Annotated in this window: 27 protein-coding genes; 26 read left to right on the forward strand and 1 reads right to left on the reverse strand. The window is 64.1% G+C overall.

The window, feature by feature from the left end; genetic code table 11:
- Nucleotides 1-236: 236 nt before the first annotated feature.
- The 26 genes from tsaB (at nucleotide 237) to EJ068_RS21125 (ending at nucleotide 24,752) form a co-directional block, all read left to right on the forward strand.
- Nucleotides 237-926, forward strand: a complete 690-nt coding sequence (gene tsaB / locus EJ068_RS21005) for a tRNA (adenosine(37)-N6)-threonylcarbamoyltransferase complex dimerization subunit type 1 TsaB (protein WP_126079424.1) — start codon at nucleotides 237-239, stop codon at nucleotides 924-926.
- Nucleotides 926-1,420 carry an N-acetyltransferase gene (locus tag EJ068_RS21010; protein ID WP_040985961.1) on the forward strand — a complete coding sequence of 165 codons (495 nt, stop codon included), beginning with the start codon at nucleotides 926-928 and terminating at the stop codon, nucleotides 1,418-1,420. The genes tsaB and EJ068_RS21010 overlap by 1 nt, the downstream gene beginning before the upstream one ends.
- Nucleotides 1,421-1,447: 27 nt before the next feature.
- The gene (locus tag EJ068_RS21015; RefSeq protein ID WP_127250145.1) at nucleotides 1,448-2,248 is read left to right on the forward strand and encodes a lysophospholipid acyltransferase family protein; all 801 of its coding nucleotides are present in this window, start codon (nucleotides 1,448-1,450) and stop codon (nucleotides 2,246-2,248) included.
- A 73-nt stretch (nucleotides 2,249-2,321) separates the two neighbouring features.
- Nucleotides 2,322-3,731 (forward strand): tRNA (N6-isopentenyl adenosine(37)-C2)-methylthiotransferase MiaB, encoded by a 1,410-nt coding sequence (gene miaB / locus EJ068_RS21020; RefSeq protein WP_127250144.1) that lies wholly within the window; start codon nucleotides 2,322-2,324, stop codon nucleotides 3,729-3,731.
- An 87-nt stretch (nucleotides 3,732-3,818) separates the two neighbouring features.
- Nucleotides 3,819-4,811 (forward strand): PhoH family protein, encoded by a 993-nt coding sequence (locus tag EJ068_RS21025; protein WP_245463483.1) that lies wholly within the window; start codon nucleotides 3,819-3,821, stop codon nucleotides 4,809-4,811.
- Nucleotides 4,812-4,823: 12 nt separating this feature from the next.
- Complete coding sequence (gene ybeY / locus EJ068_RS21030; RefSeq protein ID WP_127250142.1) at nucleotides 4,824-5,321, forward strand: rRNA maturation RNase YbeY; 498 nt, start codon at nucleotides 4,824-4,826, stop codon at nucleotides 5,319-5,321.
- A gap of 27 nt (nucleotides 5,322-5,348) precedes the next feature.
- Nucleotides 5,349-6,425, forward strand: coding sequence for a hemolysin family protein (locus EJ068_RS21035; protein WP_127250141.1), 1,077 nt, complete (start codon nucleotides 5,349-5,351; stop codon nucleotides 6,423-6,425).
- Nucleotides 6,426-6,497: 72 nt separating this feature from the next.
- Entirely contained in the window at nucleotides 6,498-6,686 is a 189-nt protein-coding gene (locus EJ068_RS33895; RefSeq protein WP_348527535.1) for a hypothetical protein, read from the forward strand.
- 70 nt (nucleotides 6,687-6,756) lie between these two features.
- The gene (locus EJ068_RS33900) at nucleotides 6,757-6,957 is read left to right on the forward strand and encodes a VOC family protein (protein ID WP_348628704.1); all 201 of its coding nucleotides are present in this window, start codon (nucleotides 6,757-6,759) and stop codon (nucleotides 6,955-6,957) included.
- 97 nt (nucleotides 6,958-7,054) lie between these two features.
- Nucleotides 7,055-8,641 carry an apolipoprotein N-acyltransferase gene (lnt, locus tag EJ068_RS21045; RefSeq protein ID WP_127250140.1) on the forward strand — a complete coding sequence of 529 codons (1,587 nt, stop codon included), beginning with the start codon at nucleotides 7,055-7,057 and terminating at the stop codon, nucleotides 8,639-8,641.
- Nucleotides 8,642-8,780: 139 nt separating this feature from the next.
- Entirely contained in the window at nucleotides 8,781-9,203 is a 423-nt protein-coding gene (locus EJ068_RS21050; RefSeq protein WP_095819313.1) for a helix-turn-helix transcriptional regulator, read from the forward strand.
- Between the two features lie 166 nt (nucleotides 9,204-9,369).
- Nucleotides 9,370-10,635, forward strand: coding sequence for a methionine adenosyltransferase (gene metK, locus EJ068_RS21055; RefSeq protein WP_126079416.1), 1,266 nt, complete (start codon nucleotides 9,370-9,372; stop codon nucleotides 10,633-10,635).
- Entirely contained in the window at nucleotides 10,632-11,342 is a 711-nt protein-coding gene (locus EJ068_RS21060) for a tRNA (guanosine(46)-N(7))-methyltransferase TrmB (RefSeq protein ID WP_127250139.1), read from the forward strand. The genes metK and EJ068_RS21060 overlap by 4 nt, the downstream gene beginning before the upstream one ends.
- A 65-nt stretch (nucleotides 11,343-11,407) precedes the next feature.
- Nucleotides 11,408-11,683, forward strand: a complete 276-nt coding sequence (locus EJ068_RS21065; RefSeq protein WP_127250138.1) for a DUF1778 domain-containing protein — start codon at nucleotides 11,408-11,410, stop codon at nucleotides 11,681-11,683.
- A 154-nt stretch (nucleotides 11,684-11,837) separates the two neighbouring features.
- The gene (locus tag EJ068_RS21070; RefSeq protein ID WP_189341971.1) at nucleotides 11,838-12,086 is read left to right on the forward strand and encodes a CopG family ribbon-helix-helix protein; all 249 of its coding nucleotides are present in this window, start codon (nucleotides 11,838-11,840) and stop codon (nucleotides 12,084-12,086) included.
- On the forward strand, nucleotides 12,083-12,370 hold the full coding sequence (locus EJ068_RS21075) for a type II toxin-antitoxin system RelE/ParE family toxin (RefSeq protein ID WP_127250136.1): 288 nt from the start codon (nucleotides 12,083-12,085) through the stop codon (nucleotides 12,368-12,370). Before EJ068_RS21070 ends, EJ068_RS21075 begins: the two co-directional genes overlap by 4 nt.
- A gap of 153 nt (nucleotides 12,371-12,523) precedes the next feature.
- Entirely contained in the window at nucleotides 12,524-13,150 is a 627-nt protein-coding gene (gene rimP, locus EJ068_RS21080; RefSeq protein ID WP_112127965.1) for a ribosome maturation factor RimP, read from the forward strand.
- 46 nt (nucleotides 13,151-13,196) lie between these two features.
- Nucleotides 13,197-14,792 (forward strand): transcription termination factor NusA, encoded by a 1,596-nt coding sequence (gene nusA, locus EJ068_RS21085; RefSeq protein ID WP_127250135.1) that lies wholly within the window; start codon nucleotides 13,197-13,199, stop codon nucleotides 14,790-14,792.
- Nucleotides 14,793-14,824: 32 nt separating this feature from the next.
- Complete coding sequence (locus tag EJ068_RS21090) at nucleotides 14,825-15,475, forward strand: RNA-binding protein (RefSeq protein WP_126083567.1); 651 nt, start codon at nucleotides 14,825-14,827, stop codon at nucleotides 15,473-15,475.
- Entirely contained in the window at nucleotides 15,472-18,060 is a 2,589-nt protein-coding gene (infB, locus tag EJ068_RS21095) for a translation initiation factor IF-2 (protein ID WP_127250134.1), read from the forward strand. The genes EJ068_RS21090 and infB overlap by 4 nt, the downstream gene beginning before the upstream one ends.
- A 123-nt stretch (nucleotides 18,061-18,183) precedes the next feature.
- Entirely contained in the window at nucleotides 18,184-18,600 is a 417-nt protein-coding gene (gene rbfA / locus EJ068_RS21100; protein WP_127250133.1) for a 30S ribosome-binding factor RbfA, read from the forward strand.
- Nucleotides 18,600-19,559 carry a tRNA pseudouridine(55) synthase TruB gene (gene truB, locus EJ068_RS21105; RefSeq protein ID WP_127250132.1) on the forward strand — a complete coding sequence of 320 codons (960 nt, stop codon included), beginning with the start codon at nucleotides 18,600-18,602 and terminating at the stop codon, nucleotides 19,557-19,559. The genes rbfA and truB overlap by 1 nt, the downstream gene beginning before the upstream one ends.
- A 46-nt stretch (nucleotides 19,560-19,605) precedes the next feature.
- On the forward strand, nucleotides 19,606-20,700 hold the full coding sequence (gene corA, locus EJ068_RS21110; RefSeq protein WP_127250131.1) for a magnesium/cobalt transporter CorA: 1,095 nt from the start codon (nucleotides 19,606-19,608) through the stop codon (nucleotides 20,698-20,700).
- Between the two features lie 149 nt (nucleotides 20,701-20,849).
- On the forward strand, nucleotides 20,850-21,161 hold the full coding sequence (rpsO, locus tag EJ068_RS21115; RefSeq protein ID WP_281059028.1) for a 30S ribosomal protein S15: 312 nt from the start codon (nucleotides 20,850-20,852) through the stop codon (nucleotides 21,159-21,161).
- A 363-nt stretch (nucleotides 21,162-21,524) separates the two neighbouring features.
- Nucleotides 21,525-23,675 (forward strand): polyribonucleotide nucleotidyltransferase, encoded by a 2,151-nt coding sequence (gene pnp / locus EJ068_RS21120; RefSeq protein WP_127250130.1) that lies wholly within the window; start codon nucleotides 21,525-21,527, stop codon nucleotides 23,673-23,675.
- A gap of 69 nt (nucleotides 23,676-23,744) precedes the next feature.
- Complete coding sequence (locus EJ068_RS21125) at nucleotides 23,745-24,752, forward strand: class I SAM-dependent methyltransferase (protein WP_127250129.1); 1,008 nt, start codon at nucleotides 23,745-23,747, stop codon at nucleotides 24,750-24,752.
- 19 nt (nucleotides 24,753-24,771) lie between these two features.
- Here the strand turns inward: EJ068_RS21125 and EJ068_RS21130 are convergent, their stop codons facing one another.
- A complete protein-coding gene (locus tag EJ068_RS21130; RefSeq protein WP_127250128.1) occupies nucleotides 24,772-26,325 on the reverse strand; it encodes a bifunctional diguanylate cyclase/phosphodiesterase in 1,554 nt (517 codons plus the stop codon).
- Nucleotides 26,326-26,351: the final 26 nt, after the last annotated feature.

Here is a 26,351-nt window from a genome sequence, read left to right on the forward strand (position 1 = left end):
GCAATTTCCGGGAAAAGTGTGAGCGGTTAGGTTCGGCGCGTTCGCCGTTACCCTCTGTCCGGAATTGCGTCAAAACAAAGAGATAGGGCGGCCCGCCGTTTCCGTGAAACGGTGAAGCGCTCTAGAAGCAAAGCCGCTTAACATTTCTGCGCCCTGGCCCTTGCGGCGGCGCCCCATGCCGGGCAGAGGGAATTGTGTTTCGATCCGTTCGTTAACCGGCCCATGAAGCTGCCCGTATGAAGTTGCTTGCCATCGACTGCGCCGCCAGTCTCTGCGCCGCCTGCGTTTATGACGCAGACGCGGGGAAGGAGCTTGGCCGCGAGCTGCGCGATCTCGGCAAGGGGCACGCCGAGCATCTGATGGCCGTCATCGAGACCGCCCTGCAAGCTGCCAGCGTCGGCTACCCTGACCTGGACGCCGTTGCCGTCTCGATCGGCCCCGGCTCCTTCACCGGCCTGCGCGTCGGCGTATCGACCGCGCGCGGCCTGGCGTTGGCGCTGAAAATCCCGGCGATCGGCGTGACGACTCTGGAAGCCCTGGCAGCCGAGGGCGCGAAGGCTTTTCCCGGGCGCGCGGTGCTTGCAGCGCTCGACGCCGGGCGCGAGGAAATCCATGCGGCGCTCTATGATAGAGCGTTAGCCAAGACTTACGGACCATCCGTAGCTACGCTTGCCGAGGCGGTGGCCATGGCCATCAGCGCCGAAGCGGTGCTTGTCGGAACCGCCGCGCCGCGGATTGCCCACGCGGCAGGTCGTGCCTTCGACACCGGTCCGGTCGCCGCCACCGCCGATATTGCCACCTATGCCAGGCTGGCCGCCGCCAAGGGACCCGGCGAGAAGCCGAAGCCGCTCTATCTGCGTGGCGCCGACGCCAAGCAGCAGGCGGGTTTCATTCTGCCAAGGCAGGACAAGGGAAGCGAACCCTGATGCGCATTCCGTTCTTTCAGCCGCGCCGCAGGGATTATGCGCTGGAACCGCTGACGGTCGCCGACAGCGCCGCTGTTTCGGTGCTGCACCGCGAGGATTTCGTGCGGCCCTGGACCGATGGCGAGTTTGCGGCGCTCCTCGAACAGGACACGGTCTTCGGCTATGCGGCGCGGGAAACAGGTCAGGGCTCCAAGCCGCCGGTCGGCTTCGTGCTCGCCCGGCTCGCAGCCGGCGAGGGCGAGATCCTGACCGTGGCCGTCGCCCGCAGCCATCGCCGCCAGGGCCTTGGCTGGCAATTGATGGACGCGGTGCTGCGCGAGCTTCATGCGCAGCGCGCCGAAGCGCTCTTCCTCGAGGTCGACGAGACCAATGCGCCCGCGATCGGGCTCTACCGCAGGCTCGGCTTCATCCAGGTCGGCCATCGCCCGAACTATTACCGTTCGACCGAGCACGGCCCGACCGGCGCGCTTGTCATGCGCCGCGATCTTCGCTAGCCAATCCGCGCGATAGGGCCGGAGCGAATGATCGAGAAATTGCGGATTTTCCTGGCGCTCTTCTATGTGGTCGTCTGTTCCCTGGTGCTGGTGCCGCTGCAGATCCTGTCGATGAAGACGGGGCTGTGGCCCGAAACTGTCATCCTGAAGATCTGGCACAGCATGATCCTGCGGGCGCTGGGCATGCGGGTGCATGTGACGGGCAGCTTGGCCGAAGACCGCCCTCTGCTGGTCGCGGCCAACCACATTTCCTGGACCGATATCATGGTGCTCGGCTCCTTCGTCGATGTGAAGTTCATCGCCCGGGCCGACATGGAAGGCTGGCCGCTCATCGGCATGCTATCCAAGCTGCAGCGCACCGTCTTCATCGAGCGCGAGCGCAAGCGCACCTCCGGCGACCAGGCCAGCGAGATCGCCAAGAGGATGGCGAAAGGCGACGCCATGGTGCTGTTCGCCGAAGGCTCGACCGGTGACGGCAACCTCGTGCTGCCGTTCAAGAGCACCTTGTTCGGCGCGGCCTCGATGGCAATCTCGGAGGGCGCTGCGGAACAAGTCTTCATCCAGCCCGTGGCGATCGCCTATACGCGCCTGCACGGCATGCCGATGGGTCGCCGCCATCGGCCGATGACCGCCTGGATCGGCGACCAGGATCTGATGCCGCATCTCAAAACCCTGCTTGCCGAAGGCGCGATCGATGCCGAAGTGCATTTCGGCCAGCCGGTGCCGTTCTCCAAGGGTTCGAACCGCAAGGAAACGGCGAGGCTGATGGAAGCCAAGGTGCGCGAGATGATGCAAGGTATCCTCGCCGACCCGGCCAAGAGCCGGTGAAGTCGAGGCGCACGACGGGCCACAGGGCAGAATCGTCTGTTTTTTGTCACGGAAAGGCGCTAGAAGCCGCCCGATGGAACTGAACACGATTGAAAGCCATGGCATCGGCGCTGCCGCCGAGCGCTCGGCCGCCACTGACCGCACGGCGAAAAAGGTCTTCGTCAAGACCTATGGCTGCCAGATGAACGTCTACGATTCCCAGCGCATGACCGATGCGCTGGCCGCCGACGGCTATGTCGCCACCGACGCCGTCGAGGACGCCGATCTGGTGCTGCTCAACACCTGCCATATCCGCGAGAAGGCGGCGGAAAAGGTCTATTCCGAGCTTGGCCGCATCCGCGACATGAAGGCCGAGCGCGCCGAGGCCGGCCGTGAATTGCTGATCGGTGTCGCCGGCTGCGTGGCGCAGGCCGAAGGTGCGGAAATCATCCGCCGCGCTCCGGCGGTGGATCTGGTCATCGGCCCGCAGACCTATCACCGGCTGTCCGACGTGCTGGCGCGGGTCCGCGGCGGCGAGAAGGTCGTCGAGACCGAATACGCCATCGAGGACAAGTTCGAGCATCTGCCGCAGCCGAAGCGCGCCGAATTGGCAAAGCGCGGCGTCACCGCTTTCCTCACGGTGCAGGAAGGCTGTGACAAGTTCTGCACCTTCTGCGTGGTGCCCTATACCCGCGGCGCGGAGGTCTCGCGCCCAGTGGCGCAGATCGTCGCCGAGGCCGAGCGGCTGGCCGAGGCCGGCGTGCGCGAGGTGACGCTGCTTGGCCAGAACGTCAACGCCTGGCACGGCGTTGGCGACAATGGCGAGGAATGGGGTCTCGGCCGCCTGCTGTTCCGGCTTGCGGAAATCCCCGGACTGGCGCGGCTGCGCTACACAACCAGCCATCCGCGCGACATGGACGACGAATTGATCGCCGCGCATCGTGACCTGCCCGCCTTGATGCCCTATCTGCATTTACCGGTGCAGTCGGGCTCCGACCGGATTTTGAAGGCAATGAACCGCAGGCACACGGCACGCGACTATCTGGCGCTTATCGAGCGCATCCGCGCCGCCCGTCCCGACATCGCCATGTCGGGCGATTTCATCGTCGGCTTCCCCGGCGAGACGGACGAGGATTTCGAAGCGACGCTGAAGCTGGTGCGCGAGGTGGGCTACGCCTCGGCCTTCACCTTCAAATATTCGCCACGTCCTGGCACGCCGGGCGCCGAGATGGACGGCCATCTTTCCGAAACTGTGAAGGACGAACGGCTGCAGCGCCTGCAGGCGCTGATCAACGATCAGCAGCAGAATTTCATAGCCAGCGTGGTCGGCCGCACCGTCAGCACGCTGATCGAGAAGCCAGGTCGCCGCCCCGGTCAGATTCTTGGCCGCTCGCCATGGCTGAACCCGGTAATTGTTGACGACAAGGCCGGTGGAATCGGTGACATTATTGATGTGCGAATCACGAAGACAGGCCCCAACAGCCTGTTCGCCGAGTTGGCCTAGCCACAAGCCTCGGCAGATGAGGAGAGACGGTTGAGCGCTGCCGAACTGAAGAATCCGCCCCAGAACCAGGCGTCCGGGGCTTCCGACATGGCGCACATCGTACTGACCTTCGACAACAACAAGCTTGCCGGCGCCCTCTACGGCCAGTTCGATGAGAACCTGGCGCGGCTCGAGCAGAAGCTCGGCGTGGATATCCGCTCGCGCGGCAACCAGCTTGCGATCAAGGGCTCGGCTTCGGCCGCCGAACAGGCGCGCCGCGCGCTGGATACGCTCTATGGCATCCTGCAGAAGGGTGTCGACATCGGCCAGTCGGATGTCGACGGCGCCGTGCGCATGGCGATTGCCGCCGACGACCAGCTGACGCTGCCGACCATGGAGCGCAAGGGCAAGGTTTCGGCCGCCCAGATATCGACGCGCAAGAAGACGATCTACGCCCGTTCGCTGACCCAGGACGCCTATATGCGGGCGCTGGAGCGCTCCGAAATGGTCTTCGGCATCGGCCCGGCAGGCACCGGCAAGACCTACCTGGCGGTCGCGCATGCGGCGATGCTCTTGGAGCGCGGCATGGTCGAGCGCATCGTGCTGTCGCGCCCCGCGGTCGAGGCCGGCGAGCGGCTGGGCTTCCTGCCCGGCGACATGAAGGAGAAGGTGGACCCCTATCTGCGGCCGCTCTACGACGCGCTCTACGACATGATGCCGGCCGACAAGGTCGAGCGGGCGATCGCGGCCGAGGTGATCGAGATCGCGCCGCTGGCCTTCATGCGTGGCCGCACGCTGGCGCATGCGGCGGTAATCCTTGACGAGGCGCAGAACACCACGCAGATGCAGATGAAGATGTTCCTGACCCGTCTCGGCGAGAACTCGCGCATGATCGTCACCGGCGACCCGACCCAGATCGACCTGCCGCCCAACACCAAGTCGGGGCTGGTCGAGGCGCTGCGCATCCTCGACGGCGTGCCTGGCATCGTCACCGTCCGCTTCAACGAAGGCGACGTGGTGCGCCACCCGCTGGTTGCCGAGATCGTCAAGGCCTATGACCGCGACGGCAAGCTGGCGCGGGGCCTGGGCGCCGAAAGCTGATCAAAAGGCTATATGGCTGACAATCCAGCATTAAGCGGCGAGACGCCGGTCAATATCGATATTTTCGTCGAGGCCGGCAATTGGCCTGCCGAAGCCGAGCTGACGCGCCTGGTCGATCGCGCCGTTGCGGCCGCCTTTGCCGAAACCGGGGCGACCGGCGTCTCCGAACTCAGCGTCGTCTTTTCCGACGATGCTCACATCCGGACGCTCAACGCCGAGTGGCGCGGCAAGGACAAGCCAACCAACGTCTTGTCTTTTCCGGCTTTTCCGTTTCCGAAAGGCGGCAAGCTGCCGCCGATGCTGGGCGACATCGTGCTGGCTTCCGAGACGGTGGCGCGCGAGGCCGCACTGGAAGACAAGCCACTTGAGAACCATATCACCCATCTCGTCATCCATGGCCTGCTGCACTTGCTGGGTCATGATCACGAGACCGACGCCGAGGCCGAGGAGATGGAAGCGTTCGAGCGCGCCGCGCTTGCGAGGCTTGCCATTCCCGATCCCTACGCGTAACAAAAAAGCTCAATTGACCTGATGGCGATGAACGACACACCAGAAACTGCCGCCCGCCCGGACGCCGGCAGTGCTGCCAAGCCTTCCGAAAAGACGGAAGAGGGCTCGAGTCCGAGTATTCCCACCGGCAGCGCGGCCGTCGAGCCGACGCATGCCGGTCCTTCGCTCTTCGACCGCGTCCTCGGCCTGTTCCGGCACCGCAACGGCACCAGCCTGCGCGAGGAGATCGCCGGCGCGCTTGCCGAAACGACGACCGATGCGGAATCCTTCTCGCCCGGCGAACGCGCCATGCTCAACAACATCCTGCGCCTGCGCGAAGTGCGGGTCGAGGACGTCATGGTGCCGCGCGCCGATATCGAGGCGGTCGAGATCAACACCACGCTTGGCGACCTGCTCGGCCTTTTCGAGCAGTCCGGCCATTCGCGCATGCCGGTCTATTCCGAGACGTTGGACGATCCGCGCGGCATGGTCCACATTCGCGATGTGCTCGCCCACATTACCAAGGTCGCCCGCGTCAAGAAGGGCCGCACCAGGGCGAAGGCGCCGGTGACGACGGCGCTCGACCTTGCGCAGGTCGATCTCGCGCGCACCATCGGCGAGCTCAATCTGATCCGCCAGGTGCTGTTTGTGCCGCCTTCGATGCTGGCCTCCGACCTCATGGGCCGCATGCAGACGACGCGCACGCAGATGGCCCTGGTCATCGACGAATATGGCGGCACCGACGGCCTCGCCTCGCTGGAAGACATTGTCGAGATGGTGGTCGGCGACATCGAGGACGAGCACGACGACGACGAGCCGATGATCACGCAGACCGGCGACGGCGTCTTTGTCGTCGATGGCAAGGCCGAGATCGACGAGGTCGCCAAGATGATCGGCGAGGATTTCGCCGCCGGCGAGCATGGCGAATATGTCGACACGATCGGCGGCATGATCTTCAACACGCTCGGCCGGGTCCCGGCCAGGGGCGAAGTCGTGCAAGCCATTCCCGGCTTCGAGTTCCACGTGCTCGACGCCGACCCGCGCCGCGTCAAGCGCGTGCGCATCGTGCAGAGCCCGAAGGGCGAGCGGCAGCGCCGCCGCGCCGCCCGCACCGAGCAGGCCTGACGCCCTGAGCAATTCCAGGAAAAGTGCGTAGCGGTTTTCCGTCCGGAATTGCGAAAAAGAACGTGGAGCGGCATGCCGACCGACGATCCGTTCAAGCATGCGGTCCTGGGCTCAGGCGTCTTCTGCCGCGATCCGCGCGCGGCTTTGTCCTTTCTGCAAGCGGCCTTTGGTTTTGAGCCGAGCATGCTGGTGAGCGATCCCGACGGTCGGCTCGTGCAGCTTCGGCGACGGCTATATCATCGTCGATTCCGAATGGGATGAGCGTATCGCCAGTCCCGCCTCCGTCGGCGGCAAGAACACGCAAGCCGTCTATGTCCGTCTGCAGCAGGATATCGACGCTCATTGCGAGAAAGCGCGCGCGGCGGGCGCGGAGATAGTCGAGGAGCCCGCGGATCATTTCTACGGCGAGCGCCAATATCGCGCCCGCGACCCCGAAGGCCATGTCTGGACATTCACCCGAACCATACGCGTCGTGCCGAAGGACGAGGCCGAGCGACTGAGCGGCCTGCGGATCGAGGGCTGGCACAGATAGCGCTACGGTGTATCAGGCGGCGCTTATCTGGGTTTGGATCGCGCGGCGTGGCCTGTTAAACCTCTAACTCCCTGATTCGCGCGACTTGGGAAGCTGGATGCAGCGCTTTGCCGGCCGGATAATTCTGCTGTGGGGGTGGCGGCGGGCGCTGGTGGCCTTTGCCGCCGGAGCGCTGGCGGTGCTTGCCCAGGCGCCTTACGATTTCTTCGCGGTCTGCTTCGTCTCGTTCCCGGTTCTGGTCTGGCTGCTCGACGGCGCCACCGGCGAGGCTTCCGATGGCTGGTTCAGGCGCCTGCGGCCGGCTTTCGCTACCGGGTGGTGGTTCGGCTTCGGCTACTTCCTCGCCGGCCTGTGGTGGATCGGCCAGGCATTGCTGGTCGAGGCCGACAGCTTCGCCTGGGCTTTGCCCTTCGCCGTCGTCGGCATCCCCTTTGCGCTCGCCTTCTTCTATGGCTTCGCCACCGTGGTGGCGCGGCTGTTCTGGAGCAGCGACATCGGCCGCATCGCCGCGCTTGCCTTCGGGTTCAGCCTTGCTGAATGGCTGCGCGATTTCCTCTTCACCGGCTTTCCCTGGAACGCCGTCGGATACGCGGCGATGCCGGTGCCGCTGCTGATGCAGAGCGTGTCGGTGACCGGCATGATCGGCATGAACGCGCTCGCCGTCTTCGTGTTTTCGCTGCCCGCGCTCGTCGCGGCGCGCCGGCATCTGAGGCTGGGCCTTGCCCTGTTCGTCATCCTCGTCGCCGGCCATATCGGCTTCGGTTATGCCAGGCTCGCGGCCCCGGTCGAGCCGGCCCGCTCGATCGATGTTCGCATCGTCCAGCCGTCGGTCGATCTCAGCGAAAAGTGGGACGCCTCGGTGCGCGACCGCATCTTCGCAACTTTACTGGGGATATCGGGGAAAGCGCCGGAAGAAGGCCATGCCAAGCCGCAGCTTATTTTGTGGCCGGAAACATCGGTGCCCTTCCTGTTCACCGTGCGTCCGGACGCGCTGACGGCTCTGGGCGACATGCTGGCCGAGGGCCAGATGCTGATTGCCGGCGTCGTGCGCGAGGAAGGCGGATCGGCGAGCGCCGGCAGCCGCTATTACAATTCCGTGGTGGCGATCAACGACAAGGGCGAGATCGTGGACGCCGTCGACAAGGTGCATCTGGTGCCCTTCGGCGAATACCTGCCCTTCGCCGATCTTTTCCAACGCTTCGGCATAGGCCAGCTCGTTGCCGGACCGATGAATTTCGCCGCCGGCAACGAGCGGCATCCGATCAGTCTGCCGGGCGGCCTGCATGCCGCGCCGTTCATCTGCTACGAGGTGATCTTTCCCGATCTCGTCGCCGTCGACGCTGCGTCATCTGACGTCATTGTGAACGTCACCAACGACGCCTGGTTTGGCGACACGCCAGGCCCGTATCAGCATTTCAGGCAGGCGCAGATTCGCGCGGTGGAGAATGGATTGCCGCTGCTGCGCGCGGCCAACAACGGCATCTCCGCGGTTGTCGATTCGCGCGGGCGCATCATCGATGCGCTTGCCGTCAACGCGCGCGGCGCCATCGACGCGCATGTGCCGGTTTCTGGGCGCGCCCTCCTGTCTCCCGAACAGCGGCATTTTAACGGATTGCTGATCATGTTGCTGTTTGCGCTGATGGCCTTCACCTTGAATGTAAGGCAGCGGCTACGGGTGAATTGACAGTCGGCACATTAGAAACTCATACTGTAACGCCTGAAATTTTTCGAAGTCGGTTGGAGGGTTCTGTTGGGGCAGGTGGCTCCGGCTTCATATGGGCGGAACAAAATAGAAAAAGCCGGAAAAATTCGGCGAGGAAAAAATGACAGAAGAGAACAAGAAGAAGCCGAATCCGATCGACATTCATGTCGGGAGTCGCATCCGGCTGCGTCGCAATATGCTTGGAATGAGCCAGGAAAAGCTGGGTGAAAATCTCGGCATCACCTTTCAGCAGATCCAGAAGTATGAGAAGGGCACGAACAGGGTTGGCGCCAGCCGTCTGCAGGCGATCGCCTCCATCCTGAGCGTTCCCGTCGCCTTCTTTTTCGAGGATGCCCCGGGCGAGGAGACCGGTGGCGGCAATCGGGGATTTGCCGAAGACTCCTCGATGGCCTTCGCCATCGAATTCTGCGGTAGTCCCGAAGGGCTTCAGCTTAACCGGGCTTTTGTCAAGATCGGCGACGTGAAGGTGCGCCGCCGCATCATCGATCTGGTGAAGGCGCTCTCCGCCGAGGACGCCGATTGATTTTTACCTATGCCGCCGGCGGCGCCCCGCCGCTGGTGGCATAGCCGGCTTGCCTACATTCATGCCAGATCCGTCGCGCCGCTTGACGAGCGGCGCCCGGCACCGCTAACACGTGGCGCGCCAAAAATCGGCAACCTGCCGATTTTTTTTTCAAGAGGGGACACCCGTGACGCGGCAGAATTATCTCTTCACCTCGGAATCCGTCTCCGAGGGTCATCCCGACAAAGTTTGTGACCGCATCTCCGACGAAATCGTCGATCTGGTCTATCGCGAAGCCAAGAAGACAGGCATGGATCCGTGGAAGGTCCGCGTCGCCTGCGAAACGCTGGCCACCACCAACCGCGTCGTCATCGCCGGCGAGGTCCGTGTCCCCGACACGCTTTTGAAGAAGGACAAGGCGGGCAACGTCCTCAAGGATGCGTCCGGCCACCCCGTGGTCAACCCGGCCAAGTTCAAGTCGGTCGCCCGCAAGGCTATCAGAGAGATCGGCTACGAGCAGTCCGGCTTCCACTGGAAGACCGCCAAGATCGACGTGCTGCTGCACGGCCAGTCGCCCGACATCGGCCAGGGCGTCGACAACGCCGCCGACCGCCAGGGCGAGGAAGGTGCCGGCGACCAGGGCATCATGTTCGGTTACGCCTGCCGCGAGACGCCCGACCTGATGCCGGCGCCGATCTATTACAGCCACAAGATTCTCGAATTGCTTGCCGCCGCGCGCCATGAAGGCAATGGCGAGGCCGGCAAGCTCGGCCCGGACGCCAAGAGCCAGGTCACCGTGCGCTATGCCGACGGCAAGGCGGCGGAAGTCACGCAGATCGTGCTCTCCACCCAGCATCTCGATGCCAGCTGGGACTCCAAGAAGGTCCGCAAGGTCGTCGAGCCCTATATCCGCGAGGCGCTTGGCGACCTGAAGATCGCCGAGGACTGCAACTGGTACATCAACCCGACCGGCAAGTTCGTCATCGGCGGGCCTGACGGCGATGCCGGCCTCACCGGCCGCAAGATCATCGTCGACACCTATGGCGGCGCGGCACCGCACGGTGGCGGCGCCTTCTCGGGCAAGGACACCACCAAGGTCGACCGTTCGGCCGCCTATGCGGCGCGCTACCTTGCCAAGAACGTGGTGGCGGCCAAGCTCGCCGACCGCTGCACCATCCAGCTCTCCTACGCCATCGGCGTCGCCCAGCCGCTGTCGGTCTATGTCGACCTGCACGGCACCGGCAAGGTCGAGGAATCGAAGCTCGAGGAGGCGCTGCGCAAGGTGATGGACCTGTCGCCGTCGGGCATCCGCCGTCATCTCGACCTCAACAAGCCGATCTACGCAAAAACCTCGTCCTACGGCCATTTCGGCCGCAAGGCCGGTCGCGACGGTTCCTTCTCCTGGGAGAAGACCGATCTCGCCAAGGCGCTCAAGGACGCCGTCGCCGCCTGACGCCAGCGAACGCAAAGGATAGACCGAGCCGGGCGACCGAAGGATTCTTCGGTCGCCGGCACGGCAAGACCATACGCCCGCAGCAGGCGATCGCCCTCGAAAGCGGCCTGCGCGAATACCGGCTCGACCTGACGGCGCAAGCGCCGGCTGACCTCAGCACCTTGTTCAAGGCGGAGGTTTCGGCACTTCAGCTGGAGATCGGCTTTGGCGGCGGCGAGCATCTTCTGCACCGCGCCAAGGAAGCGCAGGGGACCGGCTTCATTGGCGTCGAGCCCTTCGTCAACGGCATGGCCAAGATGATGACGGCGCTTGCCAAGAACCCGCTTGGCAATCTCAGGGTCTATGACGACGACGCCACGCGCCTGCTCGATTGGCTGCCGTCGGGCTCGCTCGACGGCATCGACCTGCTCTATCCCGATCCGTGGCCGAAGAAGAAGCACTGGAAGCGCCGCTTCGTCGGTGCCGCCAATCTCGGCCGCTTTGCCCGCGTCCTGAAGCCGGGCGGCAGGTTCCGCTTCGCCTCCGATATCGACAGCTATGTGAACTGGACTCTGCTTGCCTGCCGCGCTCACGGCGGCTTCGCATGGCAGGCTGGAGAGGCTGCGGATTGGCATCAGCCCTATGAAGGTTGGCCCGGCACGCGTTACGAGGCCAAGGCCATCCGCGAAGGACGGCGGCCGGCTTATCTGACCTTTATCCGGAAATAGGTAGCCCGAGTCTCTGTATTGCATTTAGCGCTACAGGCTGCTGCATTGCCGATAAGGAGACAGCTATGGCCGCCCCGATCGAACGCAAGGAATACCGGATCTTGATGCGCCTGCCGGAAGCGGATGCGGCGATGATCGATCGCGCCGCCGGTCTCCGCGGCCGCTCCCGCGCGGATTTCGTGCGCGATGCCGCCGTGCGCGCGGCCGAGGATGTGCTGATGGACAACCGCCTTGTCCGCATGAGCCCGGAAGGGTTCGCTGCGTTCATGGAAGTCCTGTCGGCTCCGGCTGCTCCGTTTCCTGATATGGTGGAACTGGCGAAGCGGCCCGCTCCCTGGTAAGCTGGTTATACCACGAAGCGCTGACCAGTGGCTTTGTTGGTTCCCAAACCGCTTACCGCAGTTCCACGCCGTGTCCGGATTTTCCGCTGGGGAGCCTCCATTGACGAACCATCCTGGTTCCACCACATTCATTGTGAACCAGAATGGAGACGGGATGATGAGCGCCTTCACCGTACGGCTTCCCGATGAGACCGTGGCCAAGCTCGACCAATTGGCCGAAAAGGTGGATCGCTCACGCTCCTACGTGGCGGCCCAAGCGATCGAAGACTATGTCGCCAGGGAAGAATGGCAACTTGCCGAGATCGAGGCCGGCCTCGAGGAAGCTGATCGAGGGGAATTTGCAAGTGAGAAGGATCTGGCCGGCGTCATAGCGAAATACGTCAAGCCGGCCTCCGGGGGATGAAGCGGATCCGCTGGACAGAGCGCGCCGTGCGCCGTCTCGACCAGATTGGCGGTTTCATCGAAAAGGACAATCCAACAGCCGCGGCACGGGTCGTTGCCCGCATTGTTTCTGTCGTGGACAATCTTGCCGAACATCCGGCGATGGGCCGCGTCGGGCGGGTGAAAGGGACACGAGAGCTGGTCTTGGCCGATATCCCGTACATAATTCCCTACCGTGTTGTCGGCGGCGAGATCGAGATACTCACCGTGATGCATGCAGCCCAGCGATGGCCACGCCAGCTGTAGATGCCGCTAGCCTTTTGCCTGCAGGCTTGAAACACCAGCGCCAATCGTCTATATCAGCCTCAAATTCTTGGTCGGTATGACGAAGAGTGGGTCCACCCGGTCCCGCTCTTTTTTATTACCTGCCGGCCGGAAGCCAAAAGCGACAGGGATCCGATGACTGCAGCGGCAAGCGAGGCCGACGACCGTATCATCCGCGAAAGCGGCATCGATGCGCGCATTGCGCTGATCGTGCAGCCGGTGCTCAAGGCCATCGGCTTTCGTCTCGTGCGGGTGCAGTTGACCGGTCAGAACGGGCTGACGCTGCAGATCATGGCCGAGCGCGAGGACGGCACGATGACCGTCGAGGATTGCGAAGAGGTCAGCCGCGCGGTGTCGCCGGCCCTCGATGTCGAGGATCCGATCGAAAAGGCGTATCATCTCGAAGTGTCCTCGCCGGGTATCGACCGGCCGCTGGTGCGCAAGTCGGATTTCACCACCTGGACCGGTCACCTGGTCAAGCTGGAGACGTCCGTCCTCGTCGGCGACCGCAAGCGCTTCAAGGGCAAGATCGCCGAGGCCGACGCCGATGGCATCCTTATCGAGCGCGACAAGGCGGCCTATGGCGAGGAGCCGACGGTGCGCGTGCCTTATGACGCGATCGCCGAGGCCCGGCTGGTGCTGACCGACGATCTCATCCGCGATGCCCTGTCGAAGGACAACCGGGCGCGCAAGGAAGCAAGGAAACGCCGCGGCGAAGCGGAAGACGCCGCCGAGGAAAACGAAACCGAACAGGAAAGTTGATAGCGCCGCCGGGCCGCGTGTCCGAGGCGAAATCGGGAGAAAGACAATGGTTGTAAGCGCCAATAGGCTTGAACTGCTGCAGATCGCCGACGCGGTCGCGCGTGAAAAGTCGATCGACAAGTCGATCGTCATCGCCGCCATGGCCGATGCGATCCAGAAGGCGGCGCGCTCGCGCTACGGCCAGGAGACCAACATCCGCGCTGACATCAACCCGAACACCGGTGAGATGAAGCTGCAGCGGCTAATGGAAGTGGTCGATAAGGTTGAGGACTACGCCACGCAGATCGCGCTTTCCACGGCGCGCGAGCGCAACCCCGACGCCCAACTCGGCGACTTCATCGCCGAGCAGCTGCCGCCGATGGATTTCGGCCGTATCGCCGCCCAATCGGCCAAGCAGGTCATCGTGCAGAAGGTGCGCGAGGCCGAACGCGATCGCCAGTATGACGAATACAAGGATCGCATCGGCGAGATCGTCAACGGCACCGTCAAGCGCGTCGAATATGGCAACGTCATCGTCGATCTCGGCCGCGGCGAGGCGATCATCCGCCGCGACGAGCTGATCCCACGCGAGAACTATAAGTATGGCGACCGCGTCCGCGCCTATGTCTACGACGTGCGCCGCGAGCAGCGCGGCCCGCAGATCTTCCTGTCGCGCACCCATCCGCAATTCATGGCCAAGCTCTTCACCATGGAAGTGCCGGAAATCTACGACGGCATCATCGAGATCAAGTCGGTCGCTCGCGACCCCGGCTCGCGCGCCAAGATCGCCGTCATCTCACGCGATTCCTCGATCGATCCGGTCGGCGCCTGCGTCGGTATGCGCGGCAGCCGCGTCCAGGCGGTGGTCGGCGAATTGCAGGGAGAGAAGATCGACATCATTCCGTGGTCGCCTTCGGCCGCTTCCTTCATCGTCAACGCGCTGCAGCCGGCCGAGGTCGCCAAGGTGGTGCTCGACGAGGATGCCGAGCGCATCGAGGTGGTGGTGCCGGACGACCAGCTCTCGCTGGCCATCGGCCGCCGCGGCCAGAACGTCCGCCTGGCCTCGCAGCTCACCGGCTGGGATATCGACATCCTGACCGAGCAGGAAGAGAGCGAGCGCCGCCAGAAGGAATTCGTCGAGCGTTCGGCACTGTTCATGGAGGCCCTCGATGTCGACGAGATGGTCGGCCAGGTGCTTGCCTCCGAAGGCTTCACCAGCGTCGAGGAAGTCGCCTATGTCGACTCGGGCGAAATCTCCTCCATCGACGGCTTCGACGAGGACACCGCTTCGGAAATCCAGACCCGCGCCCGCGAATATCTGGAGAAGATCGAGGCCGAGCATGACGAAAAGCGCAAGGCGCTGGGCGTCAAGGACGAGCTGCGCGAGATCCCCGGCGTCACCACCGCCATGATGGTGACGCTCGGCGAGGACGGCGTGAAGACGATCGAGGACTTCGCCGGCTATGCCGCCGACGACCTGATCGGCTGGAAAGAGCGCAAGGACGGCGAGACCAAGGTCTATCCGGGCGTTTTGGCCTCTCACGGCGTCTCGCGCGCCGAAGCCGAGCAGATGGTGCTTGCAGCCCGCAAGCAGGCCGGCTGGATCACCGTGGAAGAACTCGCCGCCGAAGAGGCAGCAACCGGCGAAACCGTCGGTGCGTGAGGTGACCACCAATCGCAAAGCCCGTGGACGAGATGAACGATCGCACTTGCATCGTTACGCGCAGGCAGGCCGAAGCGGATGAACTGATCCGCTTCGTCGTCGGCCCGGATTCGGCCGTCGTTCCGGACATCAAGAGAAATCTGCCCGGCCGTGGTTGCTGGGTCACCGCCGATCGCCTACATATCGAGAAGGCAGCGGCGAAGAACCTGTTTGCCCGCGCATTCAAGGCGCAGGTGACCGTTCCATCCGATCTCGGCGGCATGGTCGACGGGCTGCTCTCCAGATCCGCTCTGGGTATGCTTGGCCTTGCCCGCAAGGCGGGCGCCGTCGTTCTTGGCGCCGCCAAGGTCGAGGGTGCTGTGCGCGACGGGCAGGCGCTGCTCGTTCTGCATGCGGCGGAGGCGTCGGACGACGGTGTCCGCAAGATCAGTCAGGCGCGGCGGGCGACCGTCCATCTCGGCGGTCCCGCCATCCTTGCCTACAAACTTTTCTCCGAGGCCGAGTTGAGCTTGGCATTGGGGGGTACAAATGTGATACATGCTGCCGTCCTCGCGCAGGACGCGGGACTGGCGGTTGAGAAGCGCGTTGTTGCGCTCGACCGATATCGGGGCGGTACCCCGAACGATCTGGCAATGCTTGCGGCCGTTGCCGACGAAGATGATGCCGCAGAGGATATGGAATGAACGATACGAAATCGGGCGACGACAAGACGTTGAGCGTTACGCCGAAGAAGACCTTGACGCTGAAGCGCCCCGGCCTCGAGCAGGGCACCGTGCGCCAGAATTTCTCGCATGGCCGCACCAAGTCGGTCGTCGTCGAGACCAAGAAGCGCAAGTTCTCGCTGCCTGGCGACAAGCCGGAGCCGGTCGCGCCGTCCGTGTTCACGCCGAAGCCCGCCGCGGCCACCCCTGTCGCCGCCGCGCCTGTCGTGCAGGAAGCGCCGAAGGCGCCGCCTCCGCCGCCGGAACGTTCGGGCATGGTCCTGAACGAGCTGTCACGCGGCGAGATGGAAGCGCGCCGCAGGGCGTTGGAAGGCTCCAAGGCCCGTGAGGCCGAGGATCGCCAGCGCGCTCAGGAGGATGCCAAGCGCCGCGCCGAGGAAGAGGAACGCCGCAAGCGCGAGCGCGACGAATCCGCGCGCCGTCAGGCCGAGGAAGAAGCGCGCCTGCAGGCCGAGGCCGAGTCGCGGCGTCGTGCCGAGGAAGAGGCTCGCCGTCGTGCGCCGCAGGCAGCCGATGTCGCTACGGCCGATGACGAGGAAGAGGCCAAGCCGCGGCGCACAGGTGCCGGCGGTGGCGCAGGCGCCAGCGCGCCTGCCCGGCGCCTTGCGACCCCGGAAGTGGCCCGCCCGGCCAAGCCGACCAAGGGCGAGGAAGATCGCCGCCGCGGCAAGCTGACGCTGAACACCGCGCTGTCGGACGAAGATGCGCGCGGCCGCTCACTGTCGTCGATGCGTCGCCGCCAGGAAAAATTCAAACGCGCGATGCACAATGAGCCGCGCGAGAAAGTCATGCGCGAAGTGATCCTACCCGAAACCATCACCATCCAGGAACTGGCGCAGCGCATGTCCGAGCGCGCCGTGGATGTGGTCAAGTACTTCATGAAGCAGGGCCAGATCCTGAAGCCGGGCGACGTCATCGACGCCGACACGGCCGAGCTGGTCGCTTCCGAATTTGGCCATACGGTCCGCCGCGTTGCGGAGTCCGACATCGAGGAGGGCCTGTTCAACATCGCCGACCGTCCCGAGGACCTGGTGTCGCGTCCGCCGGTCGTGACCATCATGGGCCATGTCGACCACGGCAAGACCTCGCTGCTCGACGCCATCCGCAACGCCAATGTCGTCTCCGGCGAGGCCGGCGGCATCACCCAGCATATCGGCGCCTACCAGATCGAGAAGAACGGTCAGAAGATCACCTTCATCGACACGCCCGGCCACGCCGCCTTCACGGCCATGCGCGCCCGCGGCGCCCAGGTCACCGACATCGCCGTGCTGGTGGTGGCGGCAGACGACAGCGTGATGCCGCAGACGATCGAATCGATCAACCACGCCAAGGCGGCCGGCGTGCCGATCATCGTGGCGATCAACAAGATCGACAAGCGCGACGCCGATCCGCAGAAGGTGCGGACCGAGCTGCTGCGCCACGAGGTGTTCGTGGAATCGATGGGCGGCGAGGTGCTGGACGTCGAGGTTTCGGCGACCAAGGGCACCAATCTCGACAAGCTACTCGAAGCGATCCTGCTGCAGGCCGAAGTTCTCGACCTCAAGGCCAATCCTGACCGCACCGCCGAAGGCGCGGTGATCGAAGCCAAGCTCGACAAGGGCCGCGGTCCGGTCGCCACCGTTCTGGTGCAGACCGGCACGCTGATGCCGGGCGACATCATTGTCGCCGGCAACGAGTGGGGCCGTGTGCGCGCGCTTGTCGACGACCGCGGCGAGCACGTGCCGGAAGCGCCGCCGGCGATGCCGGTAGAGGTGCTTGGCCTTCAGGGCACGCCGCAGGCCGGCGACCGTTTCGCCGTCGTCAACAACGAGGCTCGCGCCCGCGAGATCACGGAATACCGTCAGCGCCTGGCGCGCGACAAGGCTGTGGCCAAGCATGCCGGCCAGCGCGGCTCGCTCGAACAGATGATGTCGCAGTTGCAGACGAGCGGGCTGAAGGAATTCCCGCTGGTCATCAAGGGCGACGTGCAGGGCTCCATCGAGGCGATCAACGCCGCGCTCGAAAAGCTCGGCAACGACGAGGTCAGGGTGCGGATCGTCCATTCGGGCGCCGGCGGCATCACCGAAAGCGACGTCTCGCTGGCCGAGACATCGGGTGCCGCGATCATCGGCTTCAACGTCCGCGCCAACGCGCAGGCGCGCACCGCGGCAGCGGCCGCGGGCATCGAGATCCGCTACTACTCGATCATCTACAACCTCGTCGACGACGTGAAGGCGGCCCTTTCCGGTATGCTTTCGCCGGAGCGGCGCGAGACCTTCATCGGCAATGCCGAGATACTCGAGATCTTCGACATCTCCAAGGTCGGCAAGATCGCCGGCTGCCGCGTCACCGAAGGCAAGGTCGAGCGTGGTGCGGGCGTGCGCCTGATCCGCGACAACGTCGTCGTCCACGAAGGCACGTTGAAGACGCTCAAGCGCTTCAAGGACGAGGTTGCGGAAGTGCCGGGCGGCCAGGAATGCGGCATGGCCTTCCAGAACTACGAGGACATGCGCGTCGGCGACGTCATCGAGTGCTTCCGCGTCGAGATGGTGAGCAGGACGCTCTAATTCGGGTATATTTGCCGAAATGAAACGGGCGGCGGCCGCAAGGCTGCCGTCCAGACCGCTCATGCATATGAGACATGTGGCGTGGTCCCATCCCGCGCTTCACGATTTCAGGACCGAAGAAAAATGCCCCGTTCGACAACATCAGGCCCCTCCCAGCGCATGCTGCGCGTCGGCGAGCAGGTGCGTCATGCCCTTTCCGAAACGCTGCAGCGCGGCGAGATCATCGATCCGGTGATCGAGAACAGCGTCGTCTCGGTCTCCGAGGTGCGCATGTCGCCCGATCTCAAGATCGCCACCGCCTTCGTCTCGCCGCTTGGCGCGGCTGACGACAGCGCCGTGGTCGAGGCGCTCAACAGGCACGCAAAGTTCATCCGCGGCCGTGTTTCGGGCGCGTTGAGGCAGATGAAGTATATGCCGGAGTTCCGTTTCCGGCTCGACACATCCTTCGACAATTTCGCGAAGATCAATGAACTGCTGAAGTCGCCCGAAGTGGCGCGCGATCTCGGCGACGGCAAGAACAACGACAAGGACGAGGAATAGTGGCGCGCCGCGGCAAGAAGAAGGGTCGGCCGGTCTCCGGCTGGGTGGTGCTGGACAAGCCGGTCGGCATGGGCTCGACCGAAGCGGTCTCCAAGGTCAAATGGCTGTTTCAGGCCGAGAAGGCCGGCCATGCCGGCACGCTCGATCCGCTGGCCTCCGGCATGCTGCCGATCGCGCTTGGCGAAGCGACCAAGACCGTTCCCTACGTGCAGGATGGCGCCAAGGTCTACCGCTTCACCGTCGCCTGGGGCGAGGAGCGCTCGACCGACGACCTCGAAGGCCCGGTGACCAACAGCTCCGATCGGCGCCCGGCCGAGGCCGAGCTGCGGGCGCTGCTGCCGAAATACACCGGCGTCATCATGCAGACGCCGCCGCAATTCTCGGCCATCAAGATCGCCGGCGAGCGCGCCTATGATCTCGCCCGCGACGGCGAGACGGTCGAGATACCCGCGCGGGAAATTGAAATCGGCCGTTTGGATATTATCGAGCATAGTGCCGACAAGACCGTCTTCGAGGTCGAATGCGGCAAGGGCACCTATGTGCGCTCGCTGGCGCGCGACATGGGCCGCGATCTCGGCTGCTTCGGCCATATCGCTGAATTGCGCCGCGTCGAGGTCGAGCCGTTCACGCCTGACGATTTCGTCACGGTTGCCGAACTGGAAGCGGCCCGTTTCGGCGGCAAAGCCGAAGCTGTTCAGGACGAATCCGAGGCGCCGGTCGATTTCAGCGCCATCGACGCGCTGCTGATTGAAACGGCGGCGGCGCTCGATTGCCTGCCGCAGGTTGCGGTCAGCGACGACGCGGCGACGAAGATCCGCCTCGGCAATCCTGTCATCATTCGCGGCCGCGATGCGCCGGTCGAGGCGGAGGAGGCCTGCGCCACCGCGCGCGGCAGGCTCGTCGCCATCGGCGCCATCGAGCAGGGCATGTTCAAGCCCAAGCGGGTCTTTGCCGGGTGAATCCGGTCGTCTAAGCTCCACTGGGTGCCGACGCTTCAGGGATCTCATGGCCAGGGCTGATACAGGCAACAAGAGGGCGACGCTGAGAATCCGCCGGCCGCCGGTCGGGGCGTCGCCCGGCACGCTGATCGCCGATCCGGCGGCACGGCGCAGCGAGCTTCGGCTGACATTGATCTCGCCGCAGAAATACGAAACCATCGACAATGCCTCGGTCGACGACCTCAACACCCATTGCGAGAAATGGCCTGTCGTCTGGCTGGATTGCACGGGGCTTGCCAACATTCCGCTGATCGAGGAGATCGGCCGTATCTTCAACCTCCACCCGCTGGCGCTCGAGGACGTCGTCAACACTGGACAGCGGCCCAAGGTGGATTTCTTCGAGGACCATGCCTTCGTCGTCATGCGCATGATCGACGATGTCACCTCGCATCGCTACGAGCAGATCTCGCTGTTCTTCGGCCGGAATTTCGTCGTCACTTTCCAGGAACGCGAGGGCGATCCGTTCGATCCGGTGCGCAAGCGCATCGCGGCCGCGATGCCGAACCGGCTGCGCTCGCGCGGCGCCGATTATCTTGCCTATGCGCTGATCGATGCCATCGTCGACAGCTATTTCCCGCCGATCGAGGCGGCGAGCGAATTGGTCGACGGCATCGAGGACGAGATGCTGAACAAGCCGCACAAGCATCAGATGCGGCAGTTGCATGAACTCAGGCGCGACGCCAACGTGCTCAAGGGCGTGCTATGGCCGATGCGCGATGCGCTGGCGACGCTGATCCGCAACGACGTGCCCTTCGTGAAGGCTGAAACCAAGATCTTCTTCAACGACACGCTCGACCATTCGCTGCGGCTGATCGAGCTGGTCGAGAACCAGCGCGACATGCTCACCGGCCTGATCGAGATGCATCTCTCGCTGTCCCAGGCCCGCACCAACGACGTCATTTCCTATCTGACGATCGTCTCGGTGATCTTCATGCCGCTGACCTTCCTGGTCGGCGTCTGGGGCATGAATTTCGATCCGGAAAGCTCGCCCTGGAACATGCCCGAGCTGAAGGCCTATTACGGTTATCCGGTCTCGCTACTGTTCATGGCGGTCGTCGCGGTCGGTTTGATCGCGTTCTTCAAATGGAAGAAGTGGCTGTAGCCTTTGAATTCTCCCGTTTTCGCCGCCGGAACCTGCGACAAGCCGGCTTGACAATTGGGCTGGTGTTTTTTCCGGAATTGCACTATATGCGCCGCAGCTTCGCGCCCTGACGCGTCGCTTGCACTGGCCCCTGCTGGACGACATCCCGGCTGTGGGCGTCCCGTTTCCTCCAACAGATAAGGAAAAACACGATGTCGATTACTGCCGAGCGCAAGAAAGAACTGATGACCGAATTCGCGACCGCGAAAGGCGATACCGGATCTCCGGAAGTCCAGGTTGCCATTCTTTCCGAGCGCATCAAGAACCTGACAGAGCATTTCAAGGACCACAAGAAGGACAACCATTCCCGCCGTGGCCTGCTTGCTCTGGTTTCCCAGCGCCGCAGCCTGCTTGATTATCTCAAGCGCAAGGATGATGGGCGCTACCAGACGCTGATCGACAAGCTCGGTCTCCGTCGCTGACCAATTGACCGGCGGGCTCTCCAAGGGGGCCCGCCGGTCGCGCATTGGCGCATCGGATAGTCCGCTGCCGCAATGCTGAAAAGGAAATTCGCCTGCGCGCATGGCGCGTTCCGGAAACAGCGTTTCCGGCGTCAAGCGCAAGGCCGGCCGACCAGCCGGCCAATCGTGTTCCGGACCGCAGAGGGCTGTCCGGAACCGCCCATGGACGGTCATGGGGCAGGATTGCAGGATGCTCGCTCGGCCTTGAGCCGGATCTATCGAGCTTCCCGTTGTCTTGCCCGTGGCTGCCCGAAGGAAGCCAGGGAAGGGAGAACCCGCGACCGTTAGGACGGTGCGGCCCTTTCCGCATATGAAGGACAAGATATGTTCAATCATCACAAAGTGGAAATCGAATGGGGCGGCCGTCCGCTCATCCTGGAGACCGGCAAGATCGCCCGCCAGGCTGACGGCGCGGTGCTGGCCACCTATGGCGAGACCGTGGTTCTGGCCACTGTCGTCTCGATGAAGGAGCCGAAGCCCGGCCTCGATTTCTTCCCGCTCACCGTCAACTACCAGGAAAAGACCTATGCCGCCGGCAAGATCCCGGGCGGCTACTTCAAGCGCGAGGGCCGTCCGAGCGAAAAGGAAACGCTGGTTTCCCGCCTGATCGACCGCCCGATCCGCCCGCTTTTCGCCGACGGCTACAAGAACGACACCCAGATCGTCGTCACCGTCGTCCAGCATGATCTCGAGAATGATCCGGACATCCTGTCGATCGTCGCCACCTCCGCCGCGCTTACGCTCTCGGGCGTGCCCTTCATGGGCCCGATCGGCGGCGCCCGCGTCGGCTACATCAACGGCGAATATGTGCTCAATCCGCATATCGACGAGATGCAGGAATCCAAGCTCGACCTCGTCGTCGCCGGCACCGCCGACGCCGTGCTGATGGTCGAATCCGAGGCCAAGGAACTCTCCGAGGACCTGATGCTCGGCGCCGTCGTGTTCGGCCACAAGAGCTTCCAGCCGGTGATCGAGGCGATCATCAAGCTGGCCGAGGTCGCCGCCAAGGAGCCGCGCGACTTCACCGCGCCGGATTACTCCGCGCTTGAAGCCGAGATGCTGAAGGTCGTCGGAGACGAGCTCCGCGACGCCTACAAGATCATCGACAAGCAGGCGCGCTATGCCGCGGTCGATGCCGTCAAAGCCAAGGTCAAGGCCGCCTTCGCTCCGGCCGAGGGCGAGGAAGCCAAGTACACTTCCGAGCAGATCGGCAGCGTCTTCAAGGAACTCCAGGCCAAGGTTGTGCGCTGGAACATCCTCGACACCGGCTCGCGCATCGACGGCCGTGACCTCAAGACCGTGCGTAAGATCGTCTCGGAAGTCGGCGTCCTGCCGCGCACCCATGGTTCGGCGCTGTTCACCCGCGGCGAGACCCAGGCGCTGGTGGTTGCCACGCTGGGCACCGGCGAGGACGAGCAATATGTCGATTCGCTGACCGGCATGTACAAGGAGAAGTTCCTTCTCCACTACAACTTCCCGCCCTACTCGGTCGGCGAGACCGGCCGCATGGGCTCGCCGGGCCGCCGCGAAATCGGCCACGGCAAGCTCGCCTGGCGCGCCATCCATCCGATGCTGCCTTCGGCGGAACAGTTCCCCTACACGCTGCGCGTCGTCTCGGAGATCACCGAATCCAATGGTTCGTCGTCGATGGCGACCGTGTGCGGCACCTCGCTGGCGCTGATGGACGCGGGCGTTCCGCTGGCCAAGCCGGTCGCCGGCATCGCCATGGGCCTGATCAAGGAAGGCGAGCGCTTCGCGGTGCTCTCCGACATCCTCGGTGACGAGGACCATCTCGGCGACATGGACTTCAAGGTTGCCGGCACCGCCAATGGCGTCACCTCGCTGCAGATGGACATCAAGATCGATGGCATCACCGAGGAGATCATGGGCATCGCGCTTGCCCAGGCCAAGGACGGCCGCCTGCATATCCTCGGCGAGATGGCGCATGCGCTTTCCGGCGCCCGCGCCGAGCTCGGCGAGTTCGCGCCGCGCATCGAGGTTATGCACATCCCGACCGACAAGATCCGCGACGTCATCGGCTCCGGCGGCAAGGTGATCCGCGAGATCGTCGAGAAGACCGGCGCCAAGATCAACATCGAGGACGACGGCACGGTCAAGATCGCTTCGGCCAACGCCAAGGAGATCGAGGCGGCGAAGAAGTGGATCCACACCATCGTCGCCGAGCCGGAAGTCGGCGAGATCTACGAAGGCACAGTCGTCAAGACGGCCGACTTCGGCGCCTTCGTCAACTTCTTCGGCCCGCGCGACGGTCTCGTCCACATCTCGCAACTCGCCAATGAGCGCGTCGCCAAGACCTCCGATGTCGTCAAGGAAGGCGACAAGGTTTGGGTCAAGCTGATGGGCTTCGACGAGCGCGGCAAGGTTCGCCTGTCGATGAAGGTCGTCGACCAGGCGACCGGCAAGGAAATCGTCCAGGAGAAGAAGAAGGCCGAAGGCGAGGAAGACGCCGCCTGATCGGTCTGGCTGGATAGTCTAAGACGGGCGCGCCGCAAGGTCGCGCCCGTTTTGTTTCGAGGTGGATGAATGGCCGCCGAGCCGCTGAAGACGCTGTTCTACCCGTTCGAGGCGGAGGCGCTGCCTTTGCCGCGCAAGGAGGCCCGCGTTCTCTTTCTGGGCGCCGAGCCCGGCTTCCGCTTGCCCGAAGGCTTCGATGCGGCGCTGCATCTCGTGCAGGGCTTTCGACCGCATTTCCGCGCCTTGCAGGCTTCCGGCTACACGGTCACGCCGCGCGTGGAAGGCCAGGGTTACGACATGGCTCTCGTGCTCGCCGGCCGTCATCGCGGTCAGAATGAGTTGCGCATCGCCGAAGCACTCGAGCGTGTCGCGCCGGGCGGGCTGATCGCCGTCGCGGGTGGCAAGGATGACGGCACCGACAGCCTGCGCAAGCGGATCAACGCGCTGGCGCCGCTCGAAGGCCATCTGCCGAAGCATCACGGCGTTGCCTTCTGGTTCCGGCGGGCCGGCACGGAAGCAGCCGAGACGCTGCGCGCCGGCAACCCCGACCTTGTTGTTGGGGGCGGTTTCAAAACCGCGCCTGGCATGTTCTCGTTTGACAGGATTGACGCCGGTTCGAAACTGCTGGCCGCCAGCCTGCCTGATGATCTCAAAGGCAATATCGCTGATCTCTGCGCGGGCTGGGGTTATCTGGCGGCGGAGGTCCTGCAGCGCTCCCAGAGCCTCACCACGCTCGATCTCTATGAAGCGGACTTCGAAGCCCTGGAAGCAGCCAGGTTGAATGTCCGTGGCGCCATCGAGCCGCGCTTCTTCTGGATCGATCTTCTCACCGAGGCGGTCGATCGACGCTACGACGCCATCGTCATGAACCCGCCTTTCCACAGCGGCCGCGCCGCCGAGCCCGGCATTGGCGCCGGCATGATCCGCGCGGCGTCGAAGGCGCTGAAACCGGGCGGCCGCCTGTTCATGGTCGCCAATCGCCAGCTTCCCTATGAACAGGTGCTGTCCGCGGCCTTTGCCAGCCATACCGGGATCGCCCGCGACGGCATGTTCAAGGTGTTGTCGGCGCGCCGCTGAAATACTGTTGCGTGCTGGTTTACTGTAGGCTGACGATCCGTGCGGGCTCGCGGGTGCCGAAAGCAGGCCGCGCTTCGCCGAGTTCGTCCGTGAGTGGCGCCGGCCTCCCGAACAGATAGCCCTGGACCACCTCGCAGCCCGCGGCCCTGAGCAGCGTAGCCTGGTTCTCGGTTTCCACGCCTTCGGCGATGATGCCGACGCCCAGCGCCCGCGACAGCCCGACAATGGTCGAGACGATCGCGCCGGAACCGGAGTCGGTGTCGATGCGGCTGACGAAGGAACGGTCGATCTTCAGCTTGCCGAAGGAGAAGTCGATCAGGTAGCTCAAATTGGAATAGCCGGTTCCGAAATCGTCGACGGCCACCGAAATCCCCATCTCGGCAAGCTGGTCCAGGATCGCGGCGGCGCGGTCGCGATCCTGCATCATCGCCGTCTCGGTGACCTCGAGCTCCAGCCGCGACGGCTTGATGCCGGTCGATTCCATCACCTCGCGCACGATGCCGACGAAATCCCTGGTCATGAACTGGACCGGCGAGATGTTGACGGCGACGAAGCAGTCCTGCGGCAGATGCTTGGCGTCGCTGCAGGCCTTGCGCAGCACCCATTCGCCGATTGGATTGATCATGCCGGTTTCCTCGGCGATCGGAATGAACTCCATCGGCGGAATCATGCCGCGCTCCGGATGCTTCCAGCGGATCAGCGCCTCGTAGCCGACGACGCGGCCGCTCGGCAGATTGAGCTGCGGCTGGTAATGGAGACTGAAGTCGCCGCGGTCGAAAGCGGTCTTCAGCTCCGATTCGATCCATTGCCGATAGTCGGCCACGCGGCCCATGTCGGCGTGGAAGACAGACCAGTTGCCGACGCCGCTGGCCCGCGCATTTTGCAGCGCCAGGTTCGAACGGCGCAGGACCAGAACCGGGTCGACCCCGTCCTTCGGCATCGCCACGATGCCTACCGACAGGCTGACCGACTGCAGGTGGGTCTGCAACTGATAAGGCTCCATCATATCGCTGATGAGCTTTTCGATCAGCCGCTCGATCGAACCACGGATGTCGCGGTCCGGCAGCAGGACGCCGAACTCGCCGGCGCCGATGCGCCCGATCACCGCATCCTTCGGCATGCTCTCCTTCAGCCTGCTGGTGAAGGCACGGACAAGGTCGTCGCCATGGCTGTAGCCGATGGCGTCGTTGATCTGCTTGAATCGGTCGATATCAATGTCGATCAGGAACACCGGCTCGCCGGTTCGGATCGTCTCCGAGGCGGCATCGGCTATCTTGCCGACCATGGCCTGGCGCGACAGAAGCCCCGTCAGCTTGTCGAAATTGGTTTCCTTGACGACATAGGCCACCGATTCATCGACGCCGGCGAAGAACGACATCGCCGCACCGCCGGCGGCAAGGGCGCATAGCGCGGCGATGACGCCTATCATCGTCTCGGCCGGCATGCCGGCCATGCCATCGCCGAAGCCGAACCGCAGCCCCCACAATCCGAGGATGAAACTGCCCATGCCGGAGCTGGCGATGGTGATCAGCCGGAACAGCGGTGTTCGCTTCGGGTTACTGACTGGAGACATGCAAGGTCCCTGGATTAAGGGGCCTT

Source organism: Mesorhizobium sp. M2A.F.Ca.ET.043.02.1.1, assembly GCF_003952405.1.
Taxonomy (GTDB): Bacteria; Pseudomonadota; Alphaproteobacteria; order Rhizobiales; family Rhizobiaceae; genus Mesorhizobium.

Excerpts from the sequence above, each read along its gene's own strand:
- corA (WP_127250131.1), top strand. The coding sequence starts at position 19,606 with ATGGCCAGGGCTGATACAGGCAACAAGAGGGCGACGCTGAGAATCCGC.
- infB (WP_127250134.1), top strand. The coding sequence starts at position 15,472 with ATGAACGATACGAAATCGGGCGACGACAAGACGTTGAGCGTTACGCCG.
- miaB (WP_127250144.1), top strand. The coding sequence starts at position 2,322 with ATGGAACTGAACACGATTGAAAGCCATGGCATCGGCGCTGCCGCCGAG.
- tsaB (WP_126079424.1), top strand. The coding sequence starts at position 237 with ATGAAGTTGCTTGCCATCGACTGCGCCGCCAGTCTCTGCGCCGCCTGC.
- pnp (WP_127250130.1), top strand. The coding sequence starts at position 21,525 with ATGTTCAATCATCACAAAGTGGAAATCGAATGGGGCGGCCGTCCGCTC.
- ybeY (WP_127250142.1), top strand. The coding sequence starts at position 4,824 with ATGGCTGACAATCCAGCATTAAGCGGCGAGACGCCGGTCAATATCGAT.
- EJ068_RS21010 (WP_040985961.1), top strand. The coding sequence starts at position 926 with ATGCGCATTCCGTTCTTTCAGCCGCGCCGCAGGGATTATGCGCTGGAA.
- EJ068_RS21015 (WP_127250145.1), top strand. The coding sequence starts at position 1,448 with ATGATCGAGAAATTGCGGATTTTCCTGGCGCTCTTCTATGTGGTCGTC.
- EJ068_RS21065 (WP_127250138.1), top strand. The coding sequence starts at position 11,408 with ATGGCCGCCCCGATCGAACGCAAGGAATACCGGATCTTGATGCGCCTG.
- EJ068_RS21070 (WP_189341971.1), top strand. The coding sequence starts at position 11,838 with ATGATGAGCGCCTTCACCGTACGGCTTCCCGATGAGACCGTGGCCAAG.
- EJ068_RS33895 (WP_348527535.1), top strand. The coding sequence starts at position 6,498 with ATGCCGACCGACGATCCGTTCAAGCATGCGGTCCTGGGCTCAGGCGTC.
- EJ068_RS21050 (WP_095819313.1), top strand. The coding sequence starts at position 8,781 with ATGACAGAAGAGAACAAGAAGAAGCCGAATCCGATCGACATTCATGTC.
- lnt (WP_127250140.1), top strand. The coding sequence starts at position 7,055 with ATGCAGCGCTTTGCCGGCCGGATAATTCTGCTGTGGGGGTGGCGGCGG.
- EJ068_RS21130 (WP_127250128.1), bottom strand. The coding sequence starts at position 26,325 with ATGTCTCCAGTCAGTAACCCGAAGCGAACACCGCTGTTCCGGCTGATC.
- rimP (WP_112127965.1), top strand. The coding sequence starts at position 12,524 with ATGACTGCAGCGGCAAGCGAGGCCGACGACCGTATCATCCGCGAAAGC.
- rbfA (WP_127250133.1), top strand. The coding sequence starts at position 18,184 with ATGCCCCGTTCGACAACATCAGGCCCCTCCCAGCGCATGCTGCGCGTC.
- nusA (WP_127250135.1), top strand. The coding sequence starts at position 13,197 with ATGGTTGTAAGCGCCAATAGGCTTGAACTGCTGCAGATCGCCGACGCG.
- EJ068_RS21125 (WP_127250129.1), top strand. The coding sequence starts at position 23,745 with ATGGCCGCCGAGCCGCTGAAGACGCTGTTCTACCCGTTCGAGGCGGAG.
- EJ068_RS21075 (WP_127250136.1), top strand. The coding sequence starts at position 12,083 with ATGAAGCGGATCCGCTGGACAGAGCGCGCCGTGCGCCGTCTCGACCAG.
- EJ068_RS21035 (WP_127250141.1), top strand. The coding sequence starts at position 5,349 with ATGAACGACACACCAGAAACTGCCGCCCGCCCGGACGCCGGCAGTGCT.
- EJ068_RS21025 (WP_245463483.1), top strand. The coding sequence starts at position 3,819 with ATGGCGCACATCGTACTGACCTTCGACAACAACAAGCTTGCCGGCGCC.
- EJ068_RS21090 (WP_126083567.1), top strand. The coding sequence starts at position 14,825 with ATGAACGATCGCACTTGCATCGTTACGCGCAGGCAGGCCGAAGCGGAT.